14 protein-coding genes and 1 pseudogene are annotated in these 25,682 nt (G+C 72.1%); 8 read left to right on the top strand and 7 right to left on the bottom strand.

Going from position 1 to position 25,682, the window contains the following annotated elements:
* The first annotated feature begins 54 nt into the window (after positions 1 to 54).
* Positions 55 to 831: a DeoR/GlpR family DNA-binding transcription regulator gene (locus ACH4TG_RS23205; protein WP_398244357.1), complete on the top strand. Its 777-nt coding sequence runs from the start codon at positions 55 to 57 to the stop codon at positions 829 to 831.
* A 66-nt stretch (positions 832 to 897) separates the two neighbouring features.
* On the opposite strand, the gene ACH4TG_RS23200 is transcribed toward ACH4TG_RS23205, so the two are convergent.
* From ACH4TG_RS23200 to ACH4TG_RS23185, 4 genes are all read right to left on the bottom strand, one after another.
* Positions 898 to 1,437, bottom strand: coding sequence for a pentapeptide repeat-containing protein (locus ACH4TG_RS23200; protein ID WP_398244356.1), 540 nt, complete (start codon positions 1,435 to 1,437; stop codon positions 898 to 900).
* A 181-nt stretch (positions 1,438 to 1,618) separates the two neighbouring features.
* Positions 1,619 to 2,491 carry a class I SAM-dependent methyltransferase gene (locus tag ACH4TG_RS23195; protein ID WP_398244355.1) on the bottom strand — a complete coding sequence of 291 codons (873 nt, stop codon included), beginning with the start codon at positions 2,489 to 2,491 and terminating at the stop codon, positions 1,619 to 1,621.
* A gap of 32 nt (positions 2,492 to 2,523) precedes the next feature.
* A complete protein-coding gene (locus tag ACH4TG_RS23190) occupies positions 2,524 to 2,868 on the bottom strand; it encodes a VOC family protein (protein WP_398244354.1) in 345 nt (114 codons plus the stop codon).
* Position 2,869: 1 nt separating this feature from the next.
* Positions 2,870 to 3,049 (bottom strand): CopG family transcriptional regulator, encoded by a 180-nt coding sequence (locus ACH4TG_RS23185; protein ID WP_398244353.1) that lies wholly within the window; start codon positions 3,047 to 3,049, stop codon positions 2,870 to 2,872.
* Between the two features lie 455 nt (positions 3,050 to 3,504).
* Between ACH4TG_RS23185 and ACH4TG_RS23180 the strand changes: the two genes are divergently transcribed.
* The 5 genes and pseudogenes from ACH4TG_RS23180 to ACH4TG_RS23160 all read left to right on the top strand — a co-directional run bounded on the left by ACH4TG_RS23180 (position 3,505) and on the right by ACH4TG_RS23160 (position 15,232).
* The gene (locus ACH4TG_RS23180; RefSeq protein ID WP_398244352.1) at positions 3,505 to 4,116 is read left to right on the top strand and encodes an ArsR/SmtB family transcription factor; all 612 of its coding nucleotides are present in this window, start codon (positions 3,505 to 3,507) and stop codon (positions 4,114 to 4,116) included.
* Positions 4,113 to 5,378, top strand: a complete 1,266-nt coding sequence (locus ACH4TG_RS23175; RefSeq protein WP_398244351.1) for an MFS transporter — start codon at positions 4,113 to 4,115, stop codon at positions 5,376 to 5,378. The genes ACH4TG_RS23180 and ACH4TG_RS23175 overlap by 4 nt, the downstream gene beginning before the upstream one ends.
* A 1,566-nt stretch (positions 5,379 to 6,944) precedes the next feature.
* The gene (locus ACH4TG_RS23170) at positions 6,945 to 7,484 is read left to right on the top strand and encodes a DinB family protein (RefSeq protein ID WP_398244349.1); all 540 of its coding nucleotides are present in this window, start codon (positions 6,945 to 6,947) and stop codon (positions 7,482 to 7,484) included.
* Positions 7,485 to 7,916: 432 nt separating this feature from the next.
* Positions 7,917 to 10,262: pseudogene (locus ACH4TG_RS23165) on the top strand (GH92 family glycosyl hydrolase); the annotation flags it as partial.
* A gap of 1,073 nt (positions 10,263 to 11,335) precedes the next feature.
* Entirely contained in the window at positions 11,336 to 15,232 is a 3,897-nt protein-coding gene (locus ACH4TG_RS23160) for a GH92 family glycosyl hydrolase (protein ID WP_398244348.1), read from the top strand.
* Between the two features lie 119 nt (positions 15,233 to 15,351).
* Here ACH4TG_RS23160 and ACH4TG_RS23155 read toward each other — a convergent pair whose 3' ends face one another.
* From ACH4TG_RS23155 to ACH4TG_RS23145, 3 genes are read right to left on the bottom strand one after another with little or no spacing between them, the layout of a single operon-like run.
* Positions 15,352 to 15,705 carry a UBP-type zinc finger domain-containing protein gene (locus tag ACH4TG_RS23155; protein ID WP_398244347.1) on the bottom strand — a complete coding sequence of 118 codons (354 nt, stop codon included), beginning with the start codon at positions 15,703 to 15,705 and terminating at the stop codon, positions 15,352 to 15,354.
* The gene (locus tag ACH4TG_RS23150; protein ID WP_398244346.1) at positions 15,702 to 17,153 is read right to left on the bottom strand and encodes an ATP-binding protein; all 1,452 of its coding nucleotides are present in this window, start codon (positions 17,151 to 17,153) and stop codon (positions 15,702 to 15,704) included. The genes ACH4TG_RS23155 and ACH4TG_RS23150 overlap by 4 nt, the downstream gene beginning before the upstream one ends.
* The gene (locus tag ACH4TG_RS23145; protein WP_398244345.1) at positions 17,150 to 18,826 is read right to left on the bottom strand and encodes an FAD-dependent oxidoreductase; all 1,677 of its coding nucleotides are present in this window, start codon (positions 18,824 to 18,826) and stop codon (positions 17,150 to 17,152) included. Before ACH4TG_RS23145 ends, ACH4TG_RS23150 begins: the two co-directional genes overlap by 4 nt.
* Before the next feature lie 269 nt (positions 18,827 to 19,095).
* Here ACH4TG_RS23145 and ACH4TG_RS23140 point away from each other — a divergent pair, with 269 nt between their 5' ends.
* Together ACH4TG_RS23140 and ACH4TG_RS23135 are read left to right on the top strand one after the other, a co-directional pair.
* Positions 19,096 to 23,238: a beta-galactosidase gene (locus tag ACH4TG_RS23140; protein ID WP_398244344.1), complete on the top strand. Its 4,143-nt coding sequence runs from the start codon at positions 19,096 to 19,098 to the stop codon at positions 23,236 to 23,238.
* 329 nt (positions 23,239 to 23,567) lie between these two features.
* Positions 23,568 to 25,547 (top strand): hypothetical protein, encoded by a 1,980-nt coding sequence (locus ACH4TG_RS23135; protein WP_398244343.1) that lies wholly within the window; start codon positions 23,568 to 23,570, stop codon positions 25,545 to 25,547.
* Positions 25,548 to 25,682: the final 135 nt, after the last annotated feature.

Genomic DNA, 25,682 nt, shown 5'->3' with positions numbered 1-25,682 from the left:
TTCGTGAGAGGGGTTATCGAACATAGCGAATGTTCGTGGTGTTCAATGGGGTCCATGGCAAGCACCGAGCGACACCGGCAGATCGTCGAAGCCGTGCGGACGGAGGGCCGGCTCGGCGTCGCCGAACTGGCCGCGCTGACCGGGGCCTCCGAGATGACCGTCCGCCGCGACCTGGAGATCCTGGCCGGCCAGGGCGTCCTGGAGCGCTACCGGGGCGGGGCCCGCAGCCTGCTGCTGCGCGGCGAGGAGCCGCCGTTCGCACTGCGCGCGACCGAGGGCCGCGCGGCCAAGCAGCGGATCGCCGCGGAGGTCGCGTCGCTCGTCGCCGACGGTGAGACCGTCGTCCTGGACAGCGGCACCACCTGCCTGGAGGTCGCCCGCGTCCTGGAGCAGCGGCGGCTGACCGTGATGCCGCTGTCCCTGCACGCGGCCAACGCCCTCGCGGGCGCGCCGCGGCTGCGCCTGATCGTCCCCGGCGGCGAGCCGCGCCCCGGCGAACTCGCGCTGACCGGGCCGCTCACCGAGTCGGCACTGGCCGCACTCCGCTTCGACACCGCCGTGCTCGGCTGCTGCGGGCTGACCGCAGGCGACGGCCTCACCGCCTACGACCTCGCCGAGGCGGCGGTGAAACGGGCCGCCATCGCCTCCTCGCGCCGGGTGATCGCGGTGGCCGACGCGGCCAAGTTCTCCCGCACGGCACTCGCCTACGTCGCGCCCGCCGCCGCCCTGCACACCGTCGTCACCGACGACCGGGCCCCGCAGGAGGAACTGGACGCGCTGGCCGCGGCGGGCGTGGACGTCCGCACGGTGCCGTCCGCTCCCACCGGGTGACCCGGGACGCCGGAAGGGTGCGGGCAGCGGTCGACGCGCGGCGGCGGAGCGCCCGGTGCGGCCGCGTCAGCGGCGGGACGGATCGCTCGCCGGCTCGGACCCCAGTGCCCCGCCGAGCAGCGCGGGATCGGCGGGGGGCAGCACGGGCAGCAGGGTGCGCGGGGTCGGCACCGCCGCCATGAGCTGGCGCTCGTCGAGCCGCAGCGCCGTCCGCAGGTCCGCGCCGTCCAGCCCGGCGCCGTCCAGCAACGCACCGTGCAGGTCCGCGCCGTCCAGCAGGGCGCCGTCCAGCCGGGCGCCGCGCAGGTCGGCCCCGGACAGGTTCGCCCCGTACAGGTCGGCGCCGCGCAGATCGGCCTGGCTCAGCAGGGCCCGGGTCAGGTCGGCGCCGGACAGGTCCGCGTCGCGCAGCACCGTGCCGACGAGCCGCGCTCCGACCAGATCGGCGCTGCCCAGATGCGCCGACTCCAGGTCGGCGCCGCTCAGGTCGCACCCGGTCAGATCGGCCCCTTCCAGGTCGACGCCGGCCAGGGCCCGCGCCGGGACCGGAAGGGCAGTGCTGGCGGGAGCGGCCGCAACGGCCAGGGCGCGGTGTTCGTCGTGCACGGTGAGGGCTCCTGTAGGTCCGGGCGGCGTGACAACGTTGTCAAAGTTGGTCCATTTTGGGCCGTGAATCCCGGACCGTCAAGGGGAATGGCCGATCCCGGGGCCTGCGATTTCCGGACATCCCGGGCCCGGCACCGGCGCCCCGGCGATACCGGGGCGCCGGGCGTGCTTTGACGGGGTGTCAGGTGCCCGCGACCAGGAAGTCCTCGCCGCTCGACGGCCGCAGGCCGTCGGAGCGGCCGGTGAACCAGCGCTCGGCGAGCTCCCGGCCCGGCACGTGCCGGACGTCGGCGAAACCGGCCTCGCGGGCCAGTGCCAGCATCTCCGCGGGGGCGTAGAAACTGACGAACGGCGTCCCGGACGCCTGCGCGCCGTCCTTGCTCCGTCGCAGGCCAGGCCGGTCGGCGTCGTCGAGCAGCGCGGCCGGCAGCAGGAACGTCATGGCCAGCGTCGAGCCGGGCGCCAGGCCGGCCGCCCGGTGCAGGGTCGCCTGGGTTGCGGCCCTGCTGAGGTACATGCTGACCCCGGTGGACACCAGGACCGCGGGTTGGCCGGAATCGAACCCGGCGGCGGCCAGCCGCGCCCACCAGTCCTCGCGCGCCTCGAAGTCCACCGGCACCAGGCGCAGCCCGTCGGGGACGCCGTAGCCGAGATCGTGCAGCCGTCGGCGCTTCCAGGCCTGCGGGCCGGGCCGGTCGACCTCGAAGACCCGGAGCCGGCCGGCGAGCTCGGGCCGGCGCTGCACGAAGGTGTCCAGGCCGGCGCCCAGGATCACGTACTGCGTCACGCCCCGTGCGGCCTGCTCGGCGACCAGGTCCTCGACGAACCGCGCCCGCGCCACCGTGGCCGCGCGGAAACCGCGGGTGGCCTGCGCGTCCATGTCGGGTCGGTCCCGCCAGCCGTCCCCGGGAGCGGCCAGGCGCAGCCCGACCCCGTCCTCGAGCACGTGCGGCGGCGGGTCGGCCTCGAGGTGCATCGCCCGCCACAGCGCGGTGCGCACCGCGGTGCCGTCGGGTTCCTCGACCGCCCGGTCGTCGGTCTGCCGGAGGTTCATCGGTGTGCCGTCCTTCCCGGCCGCGGTCGCGGTCAGTTCCCGGCCGGAGCCTGCAGGCTCCACAGGCGCCCGTCGGGGTCGCGCACGGTCATCTCCCGGGTGTCGAAGTGGGTCTCCTCGAACGGTGTGACCACCTCGACGGCGGGATCTGGGCGGAACGCGTCCGCGTCCGGCACCTTCATGACGATGCGCGTCGCCGGCTCCTGATCCTGCGGGACCTCGGCGATGAACAGGTACGGCCCGTCGCCGTTGCGCAGCTGCCCCGAGTCGTGGTCGGTGGCGAACTCCAGCTCGTAGCCCAGTCCTTGGAAGAACTTGGCGGCCTTGCCCCAGTTGTGCGTGGTGAGGAACACGGCCTCGATTCCCTCGGTCGCCACGTCACTTCTCCTCTCCGGTCGATTGCGGTCCGCGCCCGTCGGTGTCGTCGAGATAGGCGCGCAGTGCCTCGGCGACCAGCGCCGACAGCGACATGCCCGACTCGATGGCGCGGTACTTGACCTGCTTGATCAGCCCGATCGGCAGGTACACGTTGAACTGCTTGACGTCGTCGTCGGCCACGGTGTCGATGCTAGCATTCTAGCAAGCTAGAGGGGAAACGGGGTGCGGCTCCCGGGCGGGCGTGCGGGGCTTGTCCTGCCCCCGGGGGGTGCTTTGCCGTCGAACGGCCTCGCTGTGGTTGGTCGCGCCGTTCCCCGCGGCCGTTCGGGTTTCGGGGTGCCTCCTGGGCGCCATTGCCGACGTGCGGTTCGCTTCGGCTGGTCGCGCAGTTCCCCGCGCCCCTTGGGGCGTGCGGTTCGTCCGGGGGGTCGGGGCCGCCACGGGAGTGTCTCCTCGGAACTGTGCGTGCGGGTCTTTTCGTGGGGTGGGCCGGGGGGATGCACAGTTCCTGCGGGGACACTCCCGCACCGTCCCCTCCCGGGCTCGTCGGCCGCGGGAAGGCCGGTGGGGGGCGGGGGTTGGGGATTCAAAGCGGTTGCTTGACATTGGGGTGAGGCGGCTCCATATTGCAAAGCATGTCCTTGGAAAGTGATCCGCGCCGCATACGGTTTCTGGACGATCCGCTGGCGATCCGGGCGATGGCGCACCCGATCCGGCTGGAACTGCAGTCCCTGCTGGGCAAGGAGGGACCGCTGACCGCGACGGAGGCCGCCCGGCGGCTGGGGATCAGCCAGGCGCTCGCATCGCACCACCTGCGGCAGTTGGCGAAGTACGACTTCGTGGAGCCGGCGCAGGGGAGGGACAACCGCGAGCGCCGGTGGCGGCTCGTGTCGACATCGCAGTCCTGGCCGAGGTCGGACCTCACGCCCGAGGGCGAGGTCGCCGTGGGCGTGCTCGAGCAACTCGTCGCCGAGCGTGCTCTCGAGGAGTTCGCCACGTGGCAGCAGCAGCGGCAGGGCGAGGACGCGGTCTGGCGGGAGAGCGCCGGCATCGACCGGTACGGGATCTACCTCACGGCCGAGGAACTCACGGAACTGGCCCAGCAGATCGACGGCTTGCTGCAGCGGTACGTCGACGAGCGGCCCATCGACGAGAAGTCCACGCGCCCGCCGGGCAGCCGGCACGTGGCCTTCACCCAGATCATCACCGTCTCACCGCCCGAGTCCGAGTCCGAGGACGAGCGGTGAGGGAGGTGTGGGCGGTGCTCGCGGGCCGGCGGGACTACCGGTTACTGCTGGGCGCCGGGCTCGTCTCGCTCACCGGCGACTGGATACTCCGGACCGGACTGGCCTTCCGCGTCTACCAGTTGACGGGTTCGACGCTCACGTCGGGAACGCTGCTGCTCGCGTCGTTCCTGCCGACGGTCGTCCTCGGCTCGTTCGCCGGCGTCTTCGCCGACCGCTGGGACCGGCGGCGGGCCATGATCGCCCTCAACCTCCTGCACGTGGTCGCCCTCGTGCCGCTGCTCGCCGTGCGGGACCAGCGGACGATCTGGATCGTGTACGTCGTCGTGCTCGCGCAGAGTTGCCTGCAGCAGTTCTTCGTCCCGGCCGAGCGGGCGCTGATGCCCGCACTCATCGAACCGCGGCAGTTGCTGACGGCGAACGCGCTGAACAGCCAGACGAGCGACGTCGCCCGGCTCCTCGGTGCCGCGCTCGGCGGTGTCCTGGCGGCGGTCGGCGGCATACCGCTGCTCGCTACGGCGGACGCCGCGACGTTCCTCGTGGCGGTGGTGCTCGTCTCCTGCATCCGCCACCGGGCCGAGCGCGATCGGTCCGACGGGACGGGCCGGACGGCGGGCGCGGTCGCGCGGCTGGCAGCGGAGTGGAAGGACGGCCTGCGGCTGTGCGCGGCCGGCCGGGCGATGCGGCTCGTCTTCCTCTTCGGGCTGGTGACCCAGATCGGCGAGGGCCTGATGAGCACGCTGTTCGCCCCCTTCGTGACCACCGAACTCGGCGGCGGCGCACGGGCCTACGGGCTGATCGTGTCGTCCCAGGCGGTGGGCGGCATCGCCGGCGGCCTGGTCGCCGCGGCGGTGGGCTCGCGGCTCCCCGCGGCGGCCATGTGGGGTGCGGGTTCCGTCCTCTTCGGGCTGGTCGACCTGACCCTGTTCTGCTATCCGCTGGCTTCGGACAGCCTTGTTCCGGCCTTCGCCTGCATGATTCTTGTGGGCGTCCCCGGTGCTTTCACCGTCGCCGGATCCATGACGGTTCTCCAACGCCTCACCGAGAACGGCTCCCGCGGCCGGGTCTTCGGGGCGCTCGGGGCGGTGGAGGGGGGTGCCGTGCTTGTCGGGATCGCCGCGGCGGGGATCCTCGGGAACGTGGTCGGCATCATCCCGCTGCTGGTGTTCCAGGCTCTCGGTTACCTGGTCGGAGGGGTCGTCGTCCTGACCCACCGCCATGTCCTCACCCCGGACCATCCCCTCCTCTCCGCCCAGCCCGCCTGATCCCCGGCCCCGCCCGGAGGTGTCCCGGGGCACGGCTCCCGCACGGCCCCACGCCGCGCCCTCCCGTCCAACGGTCCGCCGTCCTCGTTCGCGCCACTCGGGGTCCGGGGTGCCTCGCGCTGCGCTTGGCCGTGTGCTGGTCTCGTCGTGGCTTGTCGCGCTGGTCTCGTCGCGCCCCCTCGGCAGCCGGGGTGCCCCCGGGTGTGCTTTGCCGTCGTGCGGCGTCGTTGTGGCTGGTGGCGCAGTTCCCCGCGCCCCTGGCGGTGCACCTTCGGTGGGTGGGTCGGGGCCGCCACGGGAGTGTCTCCTCGGAACTGTGCGTGCGGCTCTCTCCGTTGGGTGGGCCGGGTGTGTGCACAGTTCCTGCGGGGACACTCCCGCACCGTCCCCTCCCGGGCCGGCCCCCGTCTGCGGGAGGAATGGGGACGGCGTCCACCCATAGCCACCCCCGATCCGCACCCGGCAACGTGGCCACGGGGGCAGCCCGGGACCCCCGCCCCGCAGGGGCGATGCTCCCAGGAGTGCGGGGAACTCCGCGCCCGGCCACGACGTAGGTAGCAGACGGCGAACTACCCTGCGGGGCACCCCAGTTGCCGTAGGCGCGCACGGTATTTCGGGGTCGCCGCTGGCGGCATCCGGGCTGCCCGCGCGGGTGGTCTCGCAGCCTGCCGCACCGTCCTGGCTGCTCGCGGAGTTCCCCGCGCTCCTGGAGCATCGCCCCTCCGGGGCGGGGGCCCGGGCTGCCCCCGTGGCCTGTGTTCCCGGCTGCGGACCGGCCGTGGCTGGCCGCGCAGTTCCCCGCGCCCCTGCGGCAGCCGGGGTGCCCCCGGGGGTGGTTTGCCGTCTGCGGCGTGCGTTGTGGCTGGGCGCGGAGTTCCCCGCGCTCCTGGAGCATCGCCCCTCCGGGGCGGGGGGCCGGGGTGCCCCCGGGCCGCCGTTGCCGGGTGCCCCGTGCGTGGGTGGCTGGGCGCGCAGTTCCCCGCGCCCCTGGGGTGCGCCGTTGTGGGCAGGGGAGCACCAGCCCTATTCCTCCCGCAGACGGGGGCCGGGCTGGGAGGGGACGGTGCGGGAGTGTCCCCGCAGGAACTGTGCATGCGCCCGGCCCACTTCTCGAAAGAAGCCGCACGCACAGTTCCGAGGAGATACTCCCGTGGCGGCCCCGACCCCACCCACCGAAGGTGCACCGCCAGGGGCGCGGGGAACTGCGCGACCAGGCGGGACGATGCCGCTCGACGGCAAAGCACCCCGGGGGCACCCCGGACCCCGAAGGGGCGCGAGGAACTGCGCCACCAGCCACAACGACGCCGCACGACGGCAAAGCACCCCCGGGGGCACCCCGAACCCCGAAGGGGCGCGAGGTCCCCCAGCGCTTCGCCTGGGAGGTACCCCCAGCGCGACCAGGCGGGACGACACCCGCACACGGCAAAGCGCACCCCGGGCCACCCCGGAACTCGGCCGGGGAAGTGGACGAGCGCGGCGCAGCCGCAAACACGGAACCGGGTACCCGGTAAGCGAGGTAGCCCACCCCAGGCGGAGCCGACACCGCTCCACCTAGACTCCGGGAGCATGACAGAACTCGACGACCAGGGGCGGCCCGAACCGCCCGCCGCCGCTGACGAGGCCGCAACCCTCCTCGGCTTCCTGGACTTCCAGCGGGCCACGCTGGCCTGGAAGTGCGAGGGCCTCGACGCGGCCGGGCTGAACGCGACGGTCGGCGTCTCCACGATGACCCTCGGCGGCATGCTCAAGCACCTCGCCCTCGTCGAGGACTGGTGGTTCTCGGAGTGGCTGGACGGGCGGGAGAAGCCCGCGCCCTGGGACACCGTCGACTGGGATGCCGATCCCGACTGGGACTGGCACTCGGCCGTCGACGACACCCCCGAGCAACTCCACCGGATCTGGCAGGACGCGATAGGCCGCTCCCGGGAGCGGACCGCGGAGGCCCTGGAACGCGGCGGGATGGGCCAGTTGGCCAAGCGCACCGGTCGCAAGGGGTTCACGCCGAGCCTGCGCTGGATCGTGTGCCACATGATCGAGGAGTACGCCCGGCACAACGGCCACGCCGACCTCATCCGCGAGTCCGTCGACGGCGCGACGGGGGAGTAGGACCGAAGCGGCGGCGGGCGCCTCCCGCGCGAGGCGATACGCTCCCGGCGGTGCGTTCCCCGCGTGCACGCCGCGGTGCGTGCCCCGCCTCCACTCCGTGCTGCGTGCGCAGCCGCACCCGGCGATGTACGAGCCGCCTCCGCACCGGAGTGCGTTCCGCCGCATCCACCCGGTGGCCGGCGCCGCGCGATCCGCCGACCCGGGATCCCCCCCGAACCCCGCCCTGACCAGGCACGATCGAACCCCGGGTCACCGCAAAAAGCGGCCCACCCTCCGTTGTCGATCAAATACGTTCGCCCCGGCCCATTGACGCCGATCAGCGCGGAGGACAGGATTCCTGACGTCCTACCGGCATGTCCCGTGCCACCGAACCTGGGTACCACGTGCGCCCGACTCTCTGACAACGTTGTCAGGGGAGGGAGAGAGGAAAGCATGGCTGGAAGAGAGCAACGCCGGAGAACCACGGCCGGGGTGGCCGTCGCCGCCTTCGCCGCGGCGGTTGCGGCAATGCTGCCCGCGCAGCCCGCGCTGGCGACAGGTACCGGCAGCGGAGACCTGACCCACCTGGTCAACTCCTTCATCGGCACCCAGAACGACGGCAACACCTACCCCGGTGCGGCGGTGCCGTTCGGCATGGTGCAGCTGTCGCCCGACACCGGTCACAACACGGGGTACGACTACAACCAGGACCACATCCGCGGCTTCAGCTCGGTGCACCTGTCCGGCGTGGGCTGCGGCCTCGGCGGCGACCTGCCGGTGCTGCCCACGACGGGCGCGGTGAACTCGACCGACGACGCCCAGTACGCCGCGGCGTTCAAGCACAGCGACGAGACCGCGTCGCCCGGCTACTACAAGGTGAAGCTGGGCACCGGCATCACCGCGGAGCTGAGCGCCACCGCCCGCACGGGCTGGCAGCGCTACACCTTCCCCGCCACCGACCAGGCCAACGTGCTGCTCAACGCCGGGCAGGCGCTGCACAAGGTGACGAGCAGCACGGTGACCGTGCTCGACGACCGCACCGTGGTCACCGCGATCACCGGCCGCGGCTTCTGCCAGGACACCCAGCCGTACACCGTGTACACCGAGACGCGGTTCGACCGGCCGTTCGCCTCCTACGGCACCTGGAGCGGCTCGACCGTCACCGCGGGCAGCCACGCCTCCACCGGCTCCGGCCTGAACGGCGCCTACGTGCGGTTCGACGCGACGCAGAACCACAGCGTCACCGCCGTCACCTCGCTGTCGTGGGTGGACGCGGCCGGCGCCGCGAAGAACCTGGCGGCCGAGGGCGGCGGCACGTTCGACGCGACCAAGGACGCGGCCACCGCCTCCTGGCAGTCCCGGCTGAGCCAGATCCGGGTGCAGGGCGGCACGGACGAGCAGCAGCGGACCTTCTACTCCTCGATGTACCGCGCGTTCCTCGCGCCCAACATCGGCAGCGACGTCGACGGCCGCTACACCGGCTGGGACGCCAAGGTGCACGCCGGCGACGGCTCGACGTACTACCAGAACTGGTCCCTGTGGGACACCTACCGCACCCAGGAGCAGCTGCTCTCGCTGCTGGCGCCGGCCGAGTCCCGGGACATGGCGCTGTCGCTGCTGAAGGTCGCGCAGCAGAGCGGCCAGCTGCCGCGCTGGGGCTACGCCACCGTCGAGACGAACATCATGACCGGCGACCCGGTCACCCCGTTCCTCGTCGACGCCTACCGGCAGGGCCTGCTCAAGGGTCACGAGGAGGAGGCGTACCAGGCGCTGAAGAAGCACGTGGACGCCGCGGCGCCGGACTCATCGCCGTCCGCGGTGCGCCAGGCCGACCCGGAGTACCTGGCCAACGGCTACGTCCCCTACGACCCGACGCGCCCGCAGCCCAAGCCCGGTGACGACGACTACCAGCACGGCCCGTCGGCCACGCTGGAGTACGCGCTCGCCGACGCCGCGCTCGGCGGGATGGCCAAGAGCCTCGGCCACGGCGACGACGCCCGGAAGTACCTGGCCCGCGGCCAGAACTACCGCAACATCCTGGACCCCTCCACGGGCTTCTTCCGCGCCCGCAACAACGACGGCGCGTTCGTCGGCCCGTCCGACCCGGCCAACAGCGCCGGCTTCCACGAGGGCACCTCGTGGCAGTACATGTGGCTGGTGCCGCAGGACGTGCCCGGGCTGGTCGGCCTGGTCGGCGGCACCGACACCGCCAACTCCCGGCTGGACTCGTTCTTCGCCTACGACCAGCTGCTGAAGGACCCGGCGGGCACCGCCCGCAACGTGTGGGTCAACGGGCCGTACTCGTACTACAACCAGGACAAGTACAACCCGCAGAACGAGCCCGACCTGAGCGCGCCGTACACGTACCTGTCCACCGGGCAGCCGTGGAAGACCACCGACGTGGTGCACGCCGCGCTGACCCTGTTCACCGACGCGCCCAACGGCGTGACCGGCAACGACGACCTGGGAACCATGTCGTCGTGGCAGGTGCTGTCCGCGATCGGCATCTACCCGATGACGCCCGGCACCGACCTGTGGGGGCTGTCCACGCCGCTGTTCAACCGGGTCGACGTCACCCTGGACAAGCGGTACTACCCCAAGGGCTCGCTGACGATCACCGCCCCGGGCAGCTCGGACAGCAACCGCTACATCCAGTCCGCGCAGCTGGGCGGCAAGAAGCTCAGCCACACGTACCTCACCACCGGTGACATCAGGGCGGGCCGCGACATCGACCTCACCCTGGGCACCACCCCGTCCACGTGGGGCACCGCCAAGTCCGACGCGCCGCCCACCCTGGACAACGCGCCCGACACCCAGCGCCACACCGCGGCGGCCGTGACGCCGTCCTCGGTGGGCGTGCTCGGCGGCGGCACGGCCACCGACGCCACGGTCTCCGCGGTGCTCACCGCGCCCGGCGTCGCGGCCGGCACGGTCAGCATCAGCGCGCCCGCGCCGCTGACCGTCGAGCCCAAGCAGGCTACGTTCCAGGTGCGCTCGAACACCGTGCCCGCCACCCACGACGTGCCGGTGCACATCACCGCCCCGGCCGGTACGCCCGACGGGACCTACCAGGTCACGGTCAAGGTCACCCAGGAGGACGGGCCTTCGGTCACCCGGACGCTGCCCGTCTCGGTGACGACCGCCACCTGCACGGGCAGCACCGGCTCCTGCGTCCAGGACCTGTCCGCGCAGTACACCGTGGACGGCGTGAGCACGGCCGGGGCCACCGGCGCCGACTTCGACGGCACCGGCACCAGCTTCCCGGCCGAGCAGCTGCCCGCGCCCGGCACCGGGGTCCTGGGCGGCCACGCCTACACGTTCCCCGACACCACCGGCAGCGCGCCCAACTTCGCGCCCGCCCACGGCCAGACGGTGGCGCTCGTGCCGCGCAGCTACTCCGCGCTGGACGTGCTGCTCACCGCCCACCACGGCGATGTGAACGGCACCGCGACCGTGCACTACGCCGACGGCACCACCGGCTCCGTGCACCTGGCGGCCACCGACTGGGCGGCCGGTTCCCCCCGGCTCGGGGAGGACCCGGCGATCCACGCCGACAGCCGCTACAACGCGCAGGGCAAGCCGGACGGCGTCGCCGTGAACATCTGGCACCTGACGGTCCCGCTGGACAGCAGCAGGACCGCCGTCTCGATCACCCTGCCCGACGACACCCGGCTGGCGCTGTACGCGCTCAGCGGACGTAACGCCTGACGTTCCGTCAGGCAGCCGTGGGACCCACCCCCCGGCCGACCGCCGCGCCCTCGGGACGGGCGCGGCGGTCGGCACGCGCCGCCGGCACCGCCGCCGGTGGCAACGAAGCAGAGAGGCAGCTCTCCATGAGTAGTGGCCGTGCCCGCCGTACCCTCGCCAGATCCATGCTGGCAGGGGCGGTATCCCTGGCCCTGTCCGTCCCCGTGACCGCGCTCGCCCACGCCGACACCGGCCAAGGGGGCGAGCCGCCCGCGTTCACCACGTCCTTCGAGACCGGCCAGCCGCAGCCCGCCGCCGACACGGCGGAGACGGGCAAGGACGGCAAGCCGCTGGTGTCCGGCGTGACCGCCGGCACCCTGCCGGTGGTCGCCGGAAGCATCAAGGACAAGATCACCGCCGTCACCTCCAACTCGGACAACCCGCCGAACGAGGTCGCGGCCAACGCCGCCGACGAGGACCCCAACACCAAGTGGCTGACGTTCAACTCCACCGGGTGGCTGCAGTACCAGCTCAGCGGTGACGTCACGGTCAAGAAGTACGCGCTGACCTCGGCGAACGACTCCCCGGGCCGCGACCCGAAGGACTTCCAGCTGCAGGGGTCGGCGAACGGCACCGACTGGACGACCGTGGACAGCAGGACCGGCCAGGACTTCCCCGGCCGCTTCAAGTCCAAGGTGTACGACGTCGCCACGCCGGGCGCCTACCGCTACTACCGGCTGAACGTCAGCGCCAACCACGGCGACCCGATCGTGCAGCTCGCCGACCTGATCCTGTCCGACGGCTCGGCGGCCAAGCCGCCCACCGCGGGGATGACCACCGAGGTCGGCAAGGGCCCGTCCTCCGGCCCTGACGTCAAGGGAAGCGTCGGCTTCACCGGGCTGAAGGCCCTGGAGTACGCGGGCACCCACACCCAGTCGGGTGCGGTGCACGCCTACAACAAGCTGTACGACGTCAACGTCAAGGTCAACCCGAACACCCGGCTCAGCTACGAGATCTTCCCGGAGCTGACCGGCGGGGACCTCGCCTACCCGAGCACGTACGCGTCGATCGACCTGCACTTCACCGACGGCACCTACCTCAGCCAGCTGCAGCAGAAGGCGCAGGACGAGTACGGCAACGAGCTGTCCCCGCAGGGCCAGGGCGCCGCCAAGGTGCTCTACGCCTCGCAGTGGAACCAGGTCTCCGCCGAACTCGGCAAGGTCGCCGCGGGCAAGACCATCGACCGCGTCCTGCTCGGCTACGACGACCCCAAGGGCACCTCGGGCGACGGCGGTTCGACCCAGTTCAAGGGCTGGATCGACGACCTGACCATCGCCAACGTGCCGCCCGCCCGGGCCGGCGGGACCTTCGTGGACCGCGTCGACACCCGGCGCGGCACCAACTCCTCCGGCTCCTTCTCGCGCGGCAACAACCTGCCGCTGACCGCGGTGCCGAACGGCTTCAACTTCTTCACCCCGGTCACCGACGCGGGCTCCGACAGCTGGGAGTACAGCTACGCCGCGCAGAACAACGCGGACAACCTCCCCACGCTGCAGGCCCTCGGCATCAGCCACGAGCCGAGCCCGTGGATGGGCGACCGCGACCTGTTCCAGGTCATGCCGTCCGGTGCCACCGGCACCCCGAACCTCAACCGCTCGGCCCGCGCCCTGCCGTTCCGGCACTCCGACGAGACGGCGAAGCCGAACTACTACGGGGTGACGTTCACCAACGGCATCAAGGCGGAGATCGCGCCCACCGACCACGCCGCGGAGTTCCGCTTCACCTTCACCGGTGACACCGGAAACCTGCTCTTCGACAACATCGACAACAACGGCGGCCTCACCTTCGACGCCGCCAAGGGCACCCTCGACGGCTGGTCGGAGCACCGCAGCGGCCTGTCCACCGGGGCCAGCCGGATGTTCGTGCACGCCGAGTTCGACCAGGCGCCGGGCACCGCGACGAAGACGACCGGCCAGGGCCGCGACAACGTCACCGGCTACGCCCAGTTCGACACGTCGAAGAACAAGGTCGTGACGATGCGCATCGCCACGTCCTTCATCAGCGCCGCCCAGGCCAAGAAGAACCTCGACCTGGAGATCCCGGCCGGCACCGACTTCGACGCGGTCAAGAACCACGCCGGGCAGGCGTGGAACGCCAAGCTCGGCAAGGTCGAGGTGGAGGGCGCCAGCGCCGACCAGCAGACCACGCTGTACTCGAACCTGTACCGGATGAACCTGTACCCCAACTCCGCCTCGGAGAACACCGGTACCGCGGCCAAGCCGGCCTACCAGTACGCGAGCGCCTTCTCCAAGCAGGGCCCCAGCACGCCCACCGAGACCGGCGCCCAGGTGAAGGACGGCAAGGTCTACGTCAACAACGGCTTCTGGGACACCTACCGCAGCGAGTGGCCGGCCTACTCCCTGCTGGAGTCCAAGACCGCCGGTGAGCTCGCCGACGGCTTCGTCCAGCAGTACAAGGACGGCGGCTGGACCTCGCGCTGGTCCTCGCCGGGCTACGCCGACCTGATGACCGGCACCAGCTCCGACGTGGCCTTCGCCGACGCCTTCGCCAAGGGCGTCGACAACTTCGACGCCAAGGCCGCCTACGCGGCCGCGGTGAAGAACGCCACCGTGGTGCCCACCCAGTCCGGCGTCGGCCGCAAGGGCCTGGACACCTCGGAGTTCACCGGCTACACCAACACCGCCCAGGGCGGCAGCGTCTCGTGGTCGCTGGACGGCTACATCAACGACTACGGCATCGGCACCATGGCCGCCAAGCTCGCCTCGGACCCGAGCACCTCGAAGGCCGACCGTGCGCGCTACCAGGAGGAGTCCGACTACTTCCTGGCCAGGGCGCTGAACTACACCACCATCTTCAACAAGAACGTCGGCTTCTTCGAGGGCCGCAAGGCCGACGGCTCGTGGCGGGTGGCCGACTCCGCCTTCGACCCGCAGCAGTGGGGCAACGAGTACACCGAGACGAACGCGTGGAACTACGCCTTCACCGTGCCGCAGGACCCGAACGGCGTCGCGTCGCTCTACGGCGGCCAGCAGAAGCTCGAGCAGAAGCTCGACACCTTCTTCGCCACCCAGGAGACCGCTGACGGCGACGCCGGCGGCTACGGCGGCACCATCCACGAGATGATCGAGGCGCGCGACGTCCGCATGGGCGAGCTGGGCATGAGCAACCAGCCCTCCTTCGGCATCCCGTACATGTACGACTACGCCGGCGCCCCCGCCAAGACCCAGGCGGTCGTCCGGGAGATCCAGCAGCGGCTGTTCACCGGCAGCCAGATCGGCCAGGGCTACCCCGGCGACGAGGACAACGGCGCCACCTCGACCTGGCAGATCTTCAGCGCGCTGGGCTTCTACCCGCTCCAGGTCGGCAACGACAACTACGTGATCGGCTCCCCGCTGTTCACCCGGGCCACCGTCCACCTGGACAACGGCCGCAGCATTGTCGTCAACGCTCCGAACAACAGCCGGAGCAACGTCTACATCCAGTCGCTGAAGGTCAACGGCAAGAGCTGGGACAAGGTCTACCTGACCGGCGACCAGCTCAGGAACGGCGCGGTGCTCGACTTCACCATGGGCGCCAAGCCGTCATCGTGGGGCACCGGGAAGGACGCGCTGCCGCCGTCGCTGACGCCGGCCGGGCAGACCCCGAAGCCGCTCACCGACACCACCGGCCCCGGCCTCGGCACGGGCAAGGCCGCCGACGGCACCGACGTCTCCGGCCTGTTCGACAACACCTCGGCCACCCGGGTGAGCTTCTCCACCGCGACCCCGGTGATCGACTACGCCTACGCCGGCAAGGACGGCCAGAAGGCCGCGTTCTACACCCTGACCTCGGCCACCACCGCGGGGCAGGACCCGGCGAGCTGGCAGCTCCAGGGGTCGAACGACGGCCAGCACTGGACGACGCTGGACAGCAGGAGCGGTGAGAAGTTCACCGACCGCCTGCAGACCCGGCCGTTCGAGATCGCCCAGCCGGGCGCGTACACCAGCTACCGGCTGGCGGTGACCGCCAACAGCGGTGCCACCACCACCTCGCTGGCGGAGATGGAACTCCTCGCCCGCTAGGTGACACCGCAAGGCCCGGGCCCCGCGGAACACCCCGCGGGGTCCGGCACCAGGGTGGGCCGGTCGTCAGGGTCCGGCCCACCCGTGTGCCGCCTCGCCCGGCGGCCCTTCGCCGCGGCTCAGTGCAGGTGCGACTGCCAGTCGGCCGGCACCCGGTCCGCCGGGCCCGGCACCGTCTGGGCCATGGGGTGACTGATCGGCGGGGCCAGGTCCGGGCCCTCCAGATAGCTCTCGGTGCGGTAGTTCCAGAACCAGTCCTCGCCGGGCTCGAAGCTGCGCACCACGTCGTGACCGGTGGCCCTGGCGTGCGCGCCGGCGTGCTGGGCCGGGGAGCTGTCGCAGCAGCCGATGTGGCCGCACGCGGTGCAGCGGCGCAGGTGGAGCCACCATCCGCCCGCCTTGTCGCAGTCCGCGCAGCCCTCACCGCTGGGCGGCACGCTGGGGTCGATCCCCGGGGTCTCGGATGTGGTCATACGGCAGTAGCCTCCTCGGCGTCGGACTCCGCGGCGGTCAGCGGCAGCAGCACCCGGAACCGGGTGTCGCCCGGCTGCGACTCGACCTGCAGGTCGCCGTGGTGCTTGTTCACGACGATCCGCCACGAGATGTCGAGGCCCAGACCGGTGCCCTGTCCCACCGGCTTGGTGGTGAAGAAGGGCTCGAAGATCCGCTCGCGGATCTCTTCCGGGACGCCGGGACCGTTGTCCCGGAACTCCACGGCCAGCCTGCCGTGCTCCCGCCAGGTGCGCACGGTGAGCGTCCCGCTGCCGTCCATCGCCGACACCGCGTTGTCGATCAGGTTCGTCCACACCTGGTTCAGCTCGCCCGGGTAGGCCGGGATGCGCGGCAGCGTCTGGTCGAACTCCTTGACCACCTTGACCCCGTCGCCGATCTTCCCGGCGAGCATCTGCAGCGTGCTCGCGAGCAGCTCGTGGATGTCGACCACCTGGTACGGCGCCCGGTCCAGCTGGGAGTACTGCCGGGCGGCGTTCACCAGGCCCGAGATGCGGGTCGTGGAGTCCTCGATCTCGGTCATCAGCAGCTCGGTCTCGACCGTGTAGTTCAGCCAGCGCAGCGCGCTCTCCAGCAGCTCGGAGTCCACCGCCGCCGCCACCTGGTCGAGCCACTCCTCGTCCAGGCCCGCCTGGACGAACACCGGCGCCAGGTCCCAGCCGCCGGAGATCCCGTGGTCGTCCAGCCAGTCCGCGACCGCGTCCTCCTGGTCGGAGGCCTCCAGCGGGCTCAGCTCCTCGGCCTTGGCGACCCGCTCGGCGGCGCGCTCCTGGATGCCCACCAGGGCGTCCAGGTCGGCCTGCCGGTAGGGGCCGCCGGCCAGGATCTTCAGCTTGTGCCGCATCCCCGCCACGCGTTCGCGCAGGGCCGAGGTGGCCCGCAGCGCGGCCGCCGCGGGGTTGTTGAGCTCGTGGGTGAGCCCGGCGGACAGCGAGCCGAGCGCCAGCAGCCGCTCACGCTGGCTGACCCGCTGCTGGAACGCCTGGTTGCCGAAGAACAGCCCCTCCAGCAGGTGCACGGCCATCGGGAACCAGTCGTGCACGATCCGGGAGAACTCGTCGGCGGCCAGCACGAAGAACCGCGACGGGACGGTGACCCGCATCGAGTTGGTGTAGAGCTGCGGCACCCGGTCGCCCAGGTACGCCTGGAAAGCCCCGGCGTACACGCCGCGCTGGGAGGTGCGGGTGATCTCCACGTCGTCGTCGCCGACCCGGCGGGAGGTGACGACGGTGCCTTCCAGCAGCACGTAGAAGCACGTCGCCGGGTCGCCCTCGGCGTACACCGGGCCGGGGTCCACGGCCTCCACCCGGCCGGCCCGGCACAGCTGCTCCAGCTGGTCGGAGGAGAGCTTCTCGAAGAGGAACAGCGTCCGCAGTTCGGACGGGTTGCAGGGCAGCGGGTGCGCGGTCACAGGCCCTCCAGGTAGCGGTGCACGAGCATGACGGCCATCGCGCCCTCGCCGACCGCGGACGCCACGCGCTTGGCGGACTCCGCGCGGACGTCGCCGGCCGCGAAGACGCCGGGGACGCTGGTCTCCAGGTGGAACGGCAGCCGGTCCGGCTCCCAGCCGGGCGGGCGCTTGCCGTCGGCCGACAGGTCGGGGCCGGTCAGCACGAAGCCGTGGTCGTCGCGGCGGACCACGCCCTCCAGCCAGCCGGTGCGCGGCGCGGCGCCGATGAAGACGAACAGCCGCTGGGTGTCGACCAGTTCGGTCTGCCCGGTCGCCCGGTCGCGCAGCGCCAGGCTCTCCAGGTGCTCCCCGCCGTGCGCCGCGGCCACCTCGGTAGCGGTGCGCACGTGGATGGTGGGGATCGCGGCGATCTGCTGGATCAGGTAGTGCGACATGGACGCCTCCAGCGAGGGCCCGCGCACCAGCAGGGTCACCGACTTGGCGGTCCGCGACAGGTAGACCGCCGCCTGGCCGGCCGAGTTGGCGCCGCCGACGATGTAGACGTCATGGTTCTCGCAGCCCGCGGCCTCGGTGAGCGCCGACCCGTAGTACACGCCGCGGCCGGTGAACTCGGCCATGCCGGGCACGTCCAGCAGGCGGTAGTTGACGCCGGTGGTGAGGATGACGCTCTGCGCGGAGACCGCGGAACCGTCGGCGAACCGCACGGTGCGGGTGGGGCCGCTCACCTCCAGGGAGGTGACCTCGCAGGCGCTGAGCAGCTCGGCGCCGAACCGGTTGGCCTGGCGGCGGGCCCGGTCGGTGAGCTGGGCGCCGGAGACCCCGTCGGGGAAGCCCAGGTAGTTCTCGATCCGGGCGCTCTGCCCGGCCTGCCCGCCGGTGGCGCTGCGCTCCACCAGGACGGTGCGCAGCCCCTCGGAGGCCCCGTAGACCGCCGCGCCGAGCCCGGCCGGGCCGGCGCCGATGACCACCAGGTCGTAGAAGTCCTCGGTGGGGCTGGTGGCCAGCCCCACCTGGACCGCCAGGTCCTGGTCGGAGGGTTCGACGAGCACGTCGCCGCTGGGGGCGATCACCAGCGGCAGCCGCATCCCGTCGTGCCCGGCCGCGGCCAGCAGCCGCTGCCCCTCGGCCTGGTCCGACAGGTACCAGCGGTACGGCACCTGGTTGCGGGCCAGGAACTCCCGGACGCCGGACGAGCGGGCCGACCAGCGGTGGCCGACCACCTTGATCTCGGGCACCGGGCGGTGGTCGGAGTTGAGCCAGCTGTCCAGCAGGTCGTCCAGGACCGGATAGAGCTTCTCCTCCGGCGGGTCCCACGGCTTGAGCAGGTAGTGGTCGAGGTCGACGACGTTGATGGCGTCGATCGCCGCACCGGTGTCCGCGTAGGCGGTGAGCAGGATCCGGCGGGCGCCGGGGTGGATGTCCATGGCGCGCTCGAGGAACTCGATGCCGTTCATCTCCGGCATCCGGTAGTCCGCCAGGATCACGGCGACCAGGTCGCCGCGCAGCTTGATCTCCTTGAGCGCGTCCAGCGCCGAGCTGCCGGACTCGGCGCGCACCACGCGGTAGCGCTCGCCGTAGCGCCGGCGCAGATCGCGTGCCACCGCGCGCGAGACCCCCGGGTCGTCGTCGACTGTCAGGAGTACTGCTCGGCGAGAGCTGTCCGGTGTCGTCATGGGCATCCCCGTCCCCTGTCGTGGCCTGCGCGGATGGTCCTCTGGTGCCTCCGCGCACGTCCCCGGATCAGCCTAGTGGGCGGTGGGGCGGGTCGCATGGCCGATGATTTCTGTCCGAATGGTTGCGTGCGACAAGGCCCACTGCAACACTCCCAGACGCAAACCAACGAAACCGCGCACCCCCCCACCCTGAAGCCTGAGTGTCCCGGTGAGCACGGGGGCGAGTGCAGTGCCCCACGGCCACCCGGCGCACCCCGTGGAGGTCCCGCATGTCAGCTCACCGCACAGGCCGCCGGATGCTCCGGCGCTGCCTGGCGATCGGCGCCACCCTCGCCCTGGTCCTGGGCCTGGGCGCGACCGCCGACTCCTTCGCGGCCGGAGGCCCGGCCTCGGCGGCCGGCAGCACCACCGCACCGGACGCCAAGCACACCGTCACCTACGACGGCTACTCCTTCATGATCGACGGCAAGCGCACCTACCTGTGGTCGGGGGAGTTCCACTACTTCCGGCTCCCCAGCCAGGACCTGTGGCGCGACGTGCTGGAGAAGATGAAGGCGGGCGGATTCAACGCCGTCTCCCTGTACTTCGACTGGGGCTACCACTCCCCGGCGCCCGGGGTCTACGACTTCACCGGCGTCCGCGACGTCGACAAACTCCTGGACATCGCCGACCAGTTGGGCATCTACGTGATCGCCCGCCCCGGCCCGTACATCAACGCGGAGGTGGACGGCGGCGGCTTCCCGGGCTGGCTGTCGTCGAAGGCGGGCAACACCCGCACCAGCGACCCCGCGTACCTGAAGTACAGCGACGAGTGGCAGACCCAGATCGACCGCATCATCGCCCGCCACCAGCTCACCGACGGCACCGGCTCGGTCATCGAGTACCAGGTGGAGAACGAGTACTACAACGGCAGCGCCGCGGGCCGCACCTACATGAAGCACATGGAGGACAAGGCCACCGCCGACGGCATCACCGTGCCGCTGGTCGGCAACAACAACGGCACGTTCAACTCCGGGGACGCCGCCCTGGCCGTGGACGGCGCCGACTCCTACCCGCAGGGCTTCAACTGCAGCAACCCGTCCAAGTGGAACGGCGTGCCGGACCTCAGCTACGACCACCCGGCCGGAAAGCCGCTGGAGACCGCCGAGTTCCAGGGCGGCGCCTTCGACCCCTGGGGCGGCCCCGGCTACGACAAGTGCGCGCAGCTGATCAACGACCAGTTCGCAAACGTCTTCTACAAGCAGAACATCGCGGTCGGCGCGACCTCGCAGAGCTTCTACATGCTCTACGGCGGCACCAACTGGGGCTGGCTGGGCGAGCCGCAGAACTACACCTCGTACGACTACGGCGCCGCGATCCGGGAGAACCGGCAGCTCGACCCGAAGTTCGACGAGGACAAGCTGATCGGCTACTTCACCCAGGCCGTCGCCCCGCTCACCAAGACCGACGGGCTGCCGGCCACGCCCACCGACAACGCGAAGATCATCGACACCGCGCGGGTCAACCCGGACACCGGCACGCAGTTCCACGTGCTGCGGCACGCCGACTCCACGGCCACCAGCAGTGACAGCGCCCATGTGACCCTCGACCTCGGCGCGCACGCCGGCTACACCTACGACGACCGGGACGCCACGCTCGCCTACACCGGCAGCTGGTCGCACGTCGGCTCCGAGCAGAACTACACCGGCGGCGACTACCAGCACACCGAGTCGTTCAGCAGCACCGCGGGCGACAGCGTCAGCGTCCCCTTCACCGGCACCGGCGTGAAGTGGATCAGCAACCTGGACAGCAACCACGGCACCGCCGACGTGTACCTGGACGGCACCAAGGTCAAGACCGTCGACCTGTACAGCTCCAGCAAGCAGAACCAGTACGTCGCCTTCCAGGCGAGCGGGCTGACGTCCGGCGCGCACACCCTGAAGATCGTGGTCACCGGCGCGAAGAACGCCTCGGCCAGCGGCACGTTCGTGACCATCGACGCCATCGACGTGGCCACCGGCTCGCCCTCGACCGCGCCCGTCTACACCATCCCGCAGCAGCCCGGAACCTCGATCGGTCTCGACGGGCGGCAGAGCAAGATCATCGTCGCCGACTACGACCTCGGCGGCAACAAGCTCCAGTACTCCACCTCCGAGATCATGACGAACGCCACCATCGGCGGGCGTGACGTCGCGGTGCTCTACGGCGACCACGGCACCGACGGCGAGACGGTGCTGAAGTACGCGACCAGGCCCACGGTCACCGCGACCGGCGGCAGCGTCACCTCCACCTGGGACCCGGCCACCGGCGACCTGCGCCTGAACTACAGCCACACCGGCCTGACCCGGGTCCAGATCAGCGGCGGCGGCCACCCGCTCCTGCTGCTGCTCGCCGACACCGACACCGCCAAGACCTTCTGGCGGCAGGACACCTCCGCCGGCCCGGTCCTGGTCCGCGGCACGCACCTGCTGCGCGGCGCCACCGCCGTCGGCGGCACCCTCGCCCTCACCGGCGACAACGGCACCGACCCGGCCATCGAGGTCTTCGGCACCGCGACCACCGTCACCTGGAACGGGCGGACCGTCCACACCACGGCCACGCCGACCGGCAGCCTCACCGGCTCCGTCGCCACCGCGGCACCGGTCACCCTGCCCGCGCTCACCGGCTGGAAGCACGTCCAGGAGTCGCCCGAGTCCCAGCCGGGCTTCGACGACTCCGGCTGGCAGGTGGCCGACAAGATGACGTCGAACAGCACCACCAGCCCCGGCAGCCTGCCGGTGCTCTTCGCCGACGACTACGGCTTCCACACCGGCAGCACCTGGTACCGCGGCCGCTTCACCGGAACCGGCAAGGAGACCGGCATCACCCTGTCCGCGCAGAGCGGCGGGAAGGCCGCGGCCTCCTCGGTGTGGCTCAACGGCACCTTCCTCGGCAGCGCCACCGCCGACGGCCAGAAGACGTACACGTTCCCCGCGGGCCTGGTGAAGGACGGCGGCGACAACGTGCTCTCCGTGCTGACCGTCAACATGGGCCACGAGGAGGACTACAACGCGTCCAACGGCAACAAGGCCGCCCGCGGCCTGACCGGCGCGACGCTCACCGGCAACCCGCTGGGCACCGTCACCTGGCGCCTGCAGGGCGTCCGCGGCGGCGAGACGCTGCTCGACGGCGTCCGCGGACCGCTCAACTCCGGCGGCCTGTACGGCGAGCGCGCCGGATACCCGCTGCCCGGCTACCCCACGGACAGCTGGCAGCCGGTCACCCTGCCGGCCACCGACACCACCCCCGGCGTGTCCTGGTACAGCACCCACGTCGCGCTGGACCTGCCCAAGGGCCAGGACACCTCGCTCGGCCTGACCATCTCCGACGACGCGTCGCGCAAGTACCGGGCGGAGCTGTACGTCAACGGCTGGGACGTCGGCAACTACGTCAACTACCTGGGCCCGCAGCACAGTTTCCCGGTGCCCAACGGCATCCTGAACCCGAACGGCGACAACACCGTGGCCATCGCGGTCTGGAACCTCGACGGCTCCACCGGCGGACTCGGCAAGGTCGCCCTGACGAACTACGGCAGCTACGCCTCCTCGCTCACCGTCGCGCAGAACGACAGCCCCCGGTACGACGCGGCGACCTACCGGATGCCGAGCGCGCCGCGCTCGTCGGTGTCCCTCGCGGTCCCCGGATCGGTGCGCGCCGGGCAGCACTTCACCGCCACGGCGACCGTGCAGCTGCCGGCCGGCGCCCCGGTGGCCACCGGCGTGACCGCGGCGCTCGCCGCACCCGACGGATGGACGGTGAGCCAGGCCTCGACGCCGCCGTCCGTCGACAAGATCGTCGGCGGCTCCTCGGCCACCTTCAGCTGGGACGTCACGGCGCCCCAGAACCCGGCCAAGGCCAGCCCGCTCACGGCCACCGCGACCCTGCGGCAGGCCGGTGCGACGGCCAAGCCGGCGGACACCCGCTTCGTCGGATCCGTTCCGGCGCCGCCGCCCGCGGGCCAGAGCCAGGTCAGCGACCTGACGTTCCTGTCGGCGACCAACGGCTGGGGCCCGGTCGAGCGGGACCAGAGCGTCGGCAACACCGCGGCGAACGACGGCACCCCGCTCAAGCTCGGCGGCGTCACCTACGCCAAGGGCCTGGGCACCAACTCGCCCAGTGACGTGCAGATCTATCTGGGCGGCGGCTGCAGCCGGTTCACCGCGCTGGTCGGCGTGGACAACGGCGACCCGGGCACCGTCACCTTCTCGGTGATCCTCGACGGCAAGGTGCTCACCACCACGGCCGTACTCAACGGGAAGTCGGCGCCGGTGGCCATCGACGTGCCCGTCACCGGCGGCCAGGTCCTCGACCTGTCGGTCGGCGACGGCGGCGACGGCAACGGCAACGACCACGGCGACTGGGTCAACCCCGTGCTGACCTGCCAGGGAAGCTGACACCCCCGCCGGGGCGGGCCTGACCCCCGCCCCGGCCCCGAACAGAACCGCCGTGCCCGGGACAGGCCCCGTCCCGCGCACGGCGGTTCGCCGTTTCCGGGCTCCGGCCTCCGGGCTCCTGGGCCCGAAGCCCCCTGCTGCGCACGGCGGTTCGCCGTTTCCGGGCTCCGGTGATCTCTGTCGTGGGGCCCCGATAAAGTACGTGCGCGAGCTGGGAACCCGAGGCAACCTTCTCGCACGACATCTTTCGTGGGCGCGTCCCTGCAAGGGGCAGGTGTGACGCGCCGGGGGCGGGACCGGCCGAGGGCCGGGGTTGAGGGGGCTGGGCCATGTCCGGGAATCCGCACGCCGAGAACGGCGAGCGCGCCGGGGACGACGGGAACGGCGGGGCGCCGCGCAGCGCCGCACCGCGCGACGGCATCGAGCCGGCGGCGGACGCCGCGCCGAAGGGCGTCGAACCGCGCGACACCGTCGCGCCGGAGACCGCGGAGCCGGCGGCGGGCGCCGCGCCGCGGGGAGTTGAACCGCGCGACAGCGTCGTGCCGCGCGACACCGTGGAGCCGGCGACCGTGGAGCCGGCGGCGGGCGCCGCGCCGCGGGCCGAGGACGCGCCGGGAGACCGCGCACCTCAGGTCTTCGGAGCACCGGCGCAGGCCGCCGAAGGGCCGGTGAACCCGTGGGCGGCGGGCGGCGCGTGGCCGCAGAACGCGGCACCGCAGGGCGGGACGCCGGGGGGCGGGTATGCGGCTCCGCCGCTGCCGGCCGGCCCGCCGCCGTTGCTGCCGCCCCCCGCGCCCGCGGCGCCCGCCGCTCCGCCGGCGCCGCCGGACGGGGTGCGGCAGGCCGCCGTGGCGGTGCTCAACCTCAGCGGCCTCGGCCTCGGTTACGCCGTGACGCGGCGCTGGTTCGCGATGCTGGTGTGCTGGGCGGCCACCGCCGGGCTGCTGTTCGCCGCGCTGCCCGCGGACGCCGACGGGGTGTCCGGCGGCGTGGTCGTCGCCTACCTGGCGTTCCTGGTGCTGGCCGCCGCGCACGGCGCGGCCCGCGCCCGCCGCACCCGGCTGGTGTGGCCGGCCCGCGCGCCGCTCGCGCTGCTGCTCGGCCTGGTGCTGCTCGCCGCGCCCGCCGGTGCCGTCGTCGCCTACGGCGGCGCCAAGGACGAGGCCACCCAGAAGATGCTGCTGGAGCGCCTGGACACGGCGGACCACCTCGTCCAGGCCGCGAAGGCCAAGCCGTTCGCCGCGGCGCAGCCCGACTACCGCACGGCCCTGGCCGCCTATCGCGACCTCAGCGAGCACCACGCGGGCTCCCGGGCCGCCCGGCGCGTGCCGGACCGGCTGACCACCTACTACAAGACCGTCGGCGCGCCGTTCGAGCAGAAGCAGTACTGCGACGCGATCGCCCCGCTGACCTACCTGCGGACCGTCCCCGCCGCCTTCGGCAAGAGCGGCGTCGGCGACCTCGCGTCCTGGCCCGACGAGCGCCTGGCGACCTCGCTGTACGAGTGCGGGGTGACCGATCTGGCGAAGGACCCGTCGGTGTCCGGCGGCAGCGACGACCACCTGAGCGAGCTGCTCACCATGTTCCCCGGCTCGCCGCAGGCCGCGAAGGTCGAACCGGCCGTCCGGTCCGCGATCAGCGGAGCCGCCGGCGGCCTGGGCGGCCATGACCCGTGCGGGGCCACCGAGCGCCTGCGGCAGCTCGCCACCCGGGCGTCCGCCCTGCCCGGCGACAACGTGGGCATCTCCGGCACGCTGGCCAAGGACGCCCGCAAGGCCCAGGGGTACGTCCAGTCCGGCACCTACGCCTGCGGCGTGGACCAGTACCGCAGCGCCGAGTTCGGCGCGGCCGTCGACACCCTGCACGACTTCACCAAGAAGTACCCGCACGACAAGCACCGGGCGCTCGCGCAGAAGATCGCCATCGCCGCGGAGATCGCCGAGCACGAGCCGGCCGCCGGCCGGAAGCTGCCGACCACCGCGTCCGGCGGCGGCATCCCGGTGACCGTCAGCAACGACAGCCCGGAGTCCGTCGAGGTGCTCTACACCGGCCCGGTCACCGGCAGCTTCACCCTGCCCGCCTGCGGCAGCTGCCACCTGTACGCGACCGAGAGCACGGCCCGCGCCTCGGCGTGCAAGAGCGGCAAGAACTACCCGAAGAAGACGCTCAGCCTGCCGCCGGGCACCGTCTACTTCCTGCACAAGTCGGGGAAGGACCACACCACGCCCGGCTCGGACACGGTCACGCTCCGGTACGGCTACCTCTACACGGAGTGCGCGTTCACGGTGAAGTCGTCCTTCAGCCTGTGAGCCGGGGGGCCCGGCCCCGGCCCCGGCGCCCGGCCGGGCCCACGGCCACATATACCGGGAGCACACGCCGGATCACGCGCGCAAAGCTTCCACCGGGGGGCCGGATTCCGGCCATCCGGCACAAGGCTCTTAACG

Source organism: Streptomyces sp. NPDC020917 (assembly GCF_044333795.1).
Classification (GTDB): domain Bacteria; phylum Actinomycetota; class Actinomycetes; order Streptomycetales; family Streptomycetaceae; genus Actinacidiphila.
This window is presented reverse-complemented; position numbering and strand designations above follow the sequence as displayed.

Excerpts from the sequence above, each read along its gene's own strand:
- ACH4TG_RS23195 (WP_398244355.1), bottom strand. The coding sequence starts at position 2,491 with ATGAACCTCCGGCAGACCGACGACCGGGCGGTCGAGGAACCCGACGGC.
- ACH4TG_RS23155 (WP_398244347.1), bottom strand. The coding sequence starts at position 15,705 with ATGACCACATCCGAGACCCCGGGGATCGACCCCAGCGTGCCGCCCAGC.
- ACH4TG_RS23160 (WP_398244348.1), top strand. The coding sequence starts at position 11,336 with ATGCTGGCAGGGGCGGTATCCCTGGCCCTGTCCGTCCCCGTGACCGCG.
- ACH4TG_RS23140 (WP_398244344.1), top strand. The coding sequence starts at position 19,096 with ATGTCAGCTCACCGCACAGGCCGCCGGATGCTCCGGCGCTGCCTGGCG.
- ACH4TG_RS23170 (WP_398244349.1), top strand. The coding sequence starts at position 6,945 with ATGACAGAACTCGACGACCAGGGGCGGCCCGAACCGCCCGCCGCCGCT.
- ACH4TG_RS23205 (WP_398244357.1), top strand. The coding sequence starts at position 55 with ATGGCAAGCACCGAGCGACACCGGCAGATCGTCGAAGCCGTGCGGACG.
- ACH4TG_RS23180 (WP_398244352.1), top strand. The coding sequence starts at position 3,505 with ATGTCCTTGGAAAGTGATCCGCGCCGCATACGGTTTCTGGACGATCCG.
- ACH4TG_RS23135 (WP_398244343.1), top strand. The coding sequence starts at position 23,568 with ATGTCCGGGAATCCGCACGCCGAGAACGGCGAGCGCGCCGGGGACGAC.
- ACH4TG_RS23145 (WP_398244345.1), bottom strand. The coding sequence starts at position 18,826 with ATGACGACACCGGACAGCTCTCGCCGAGCAGTACTCCTGACAGTCGAC.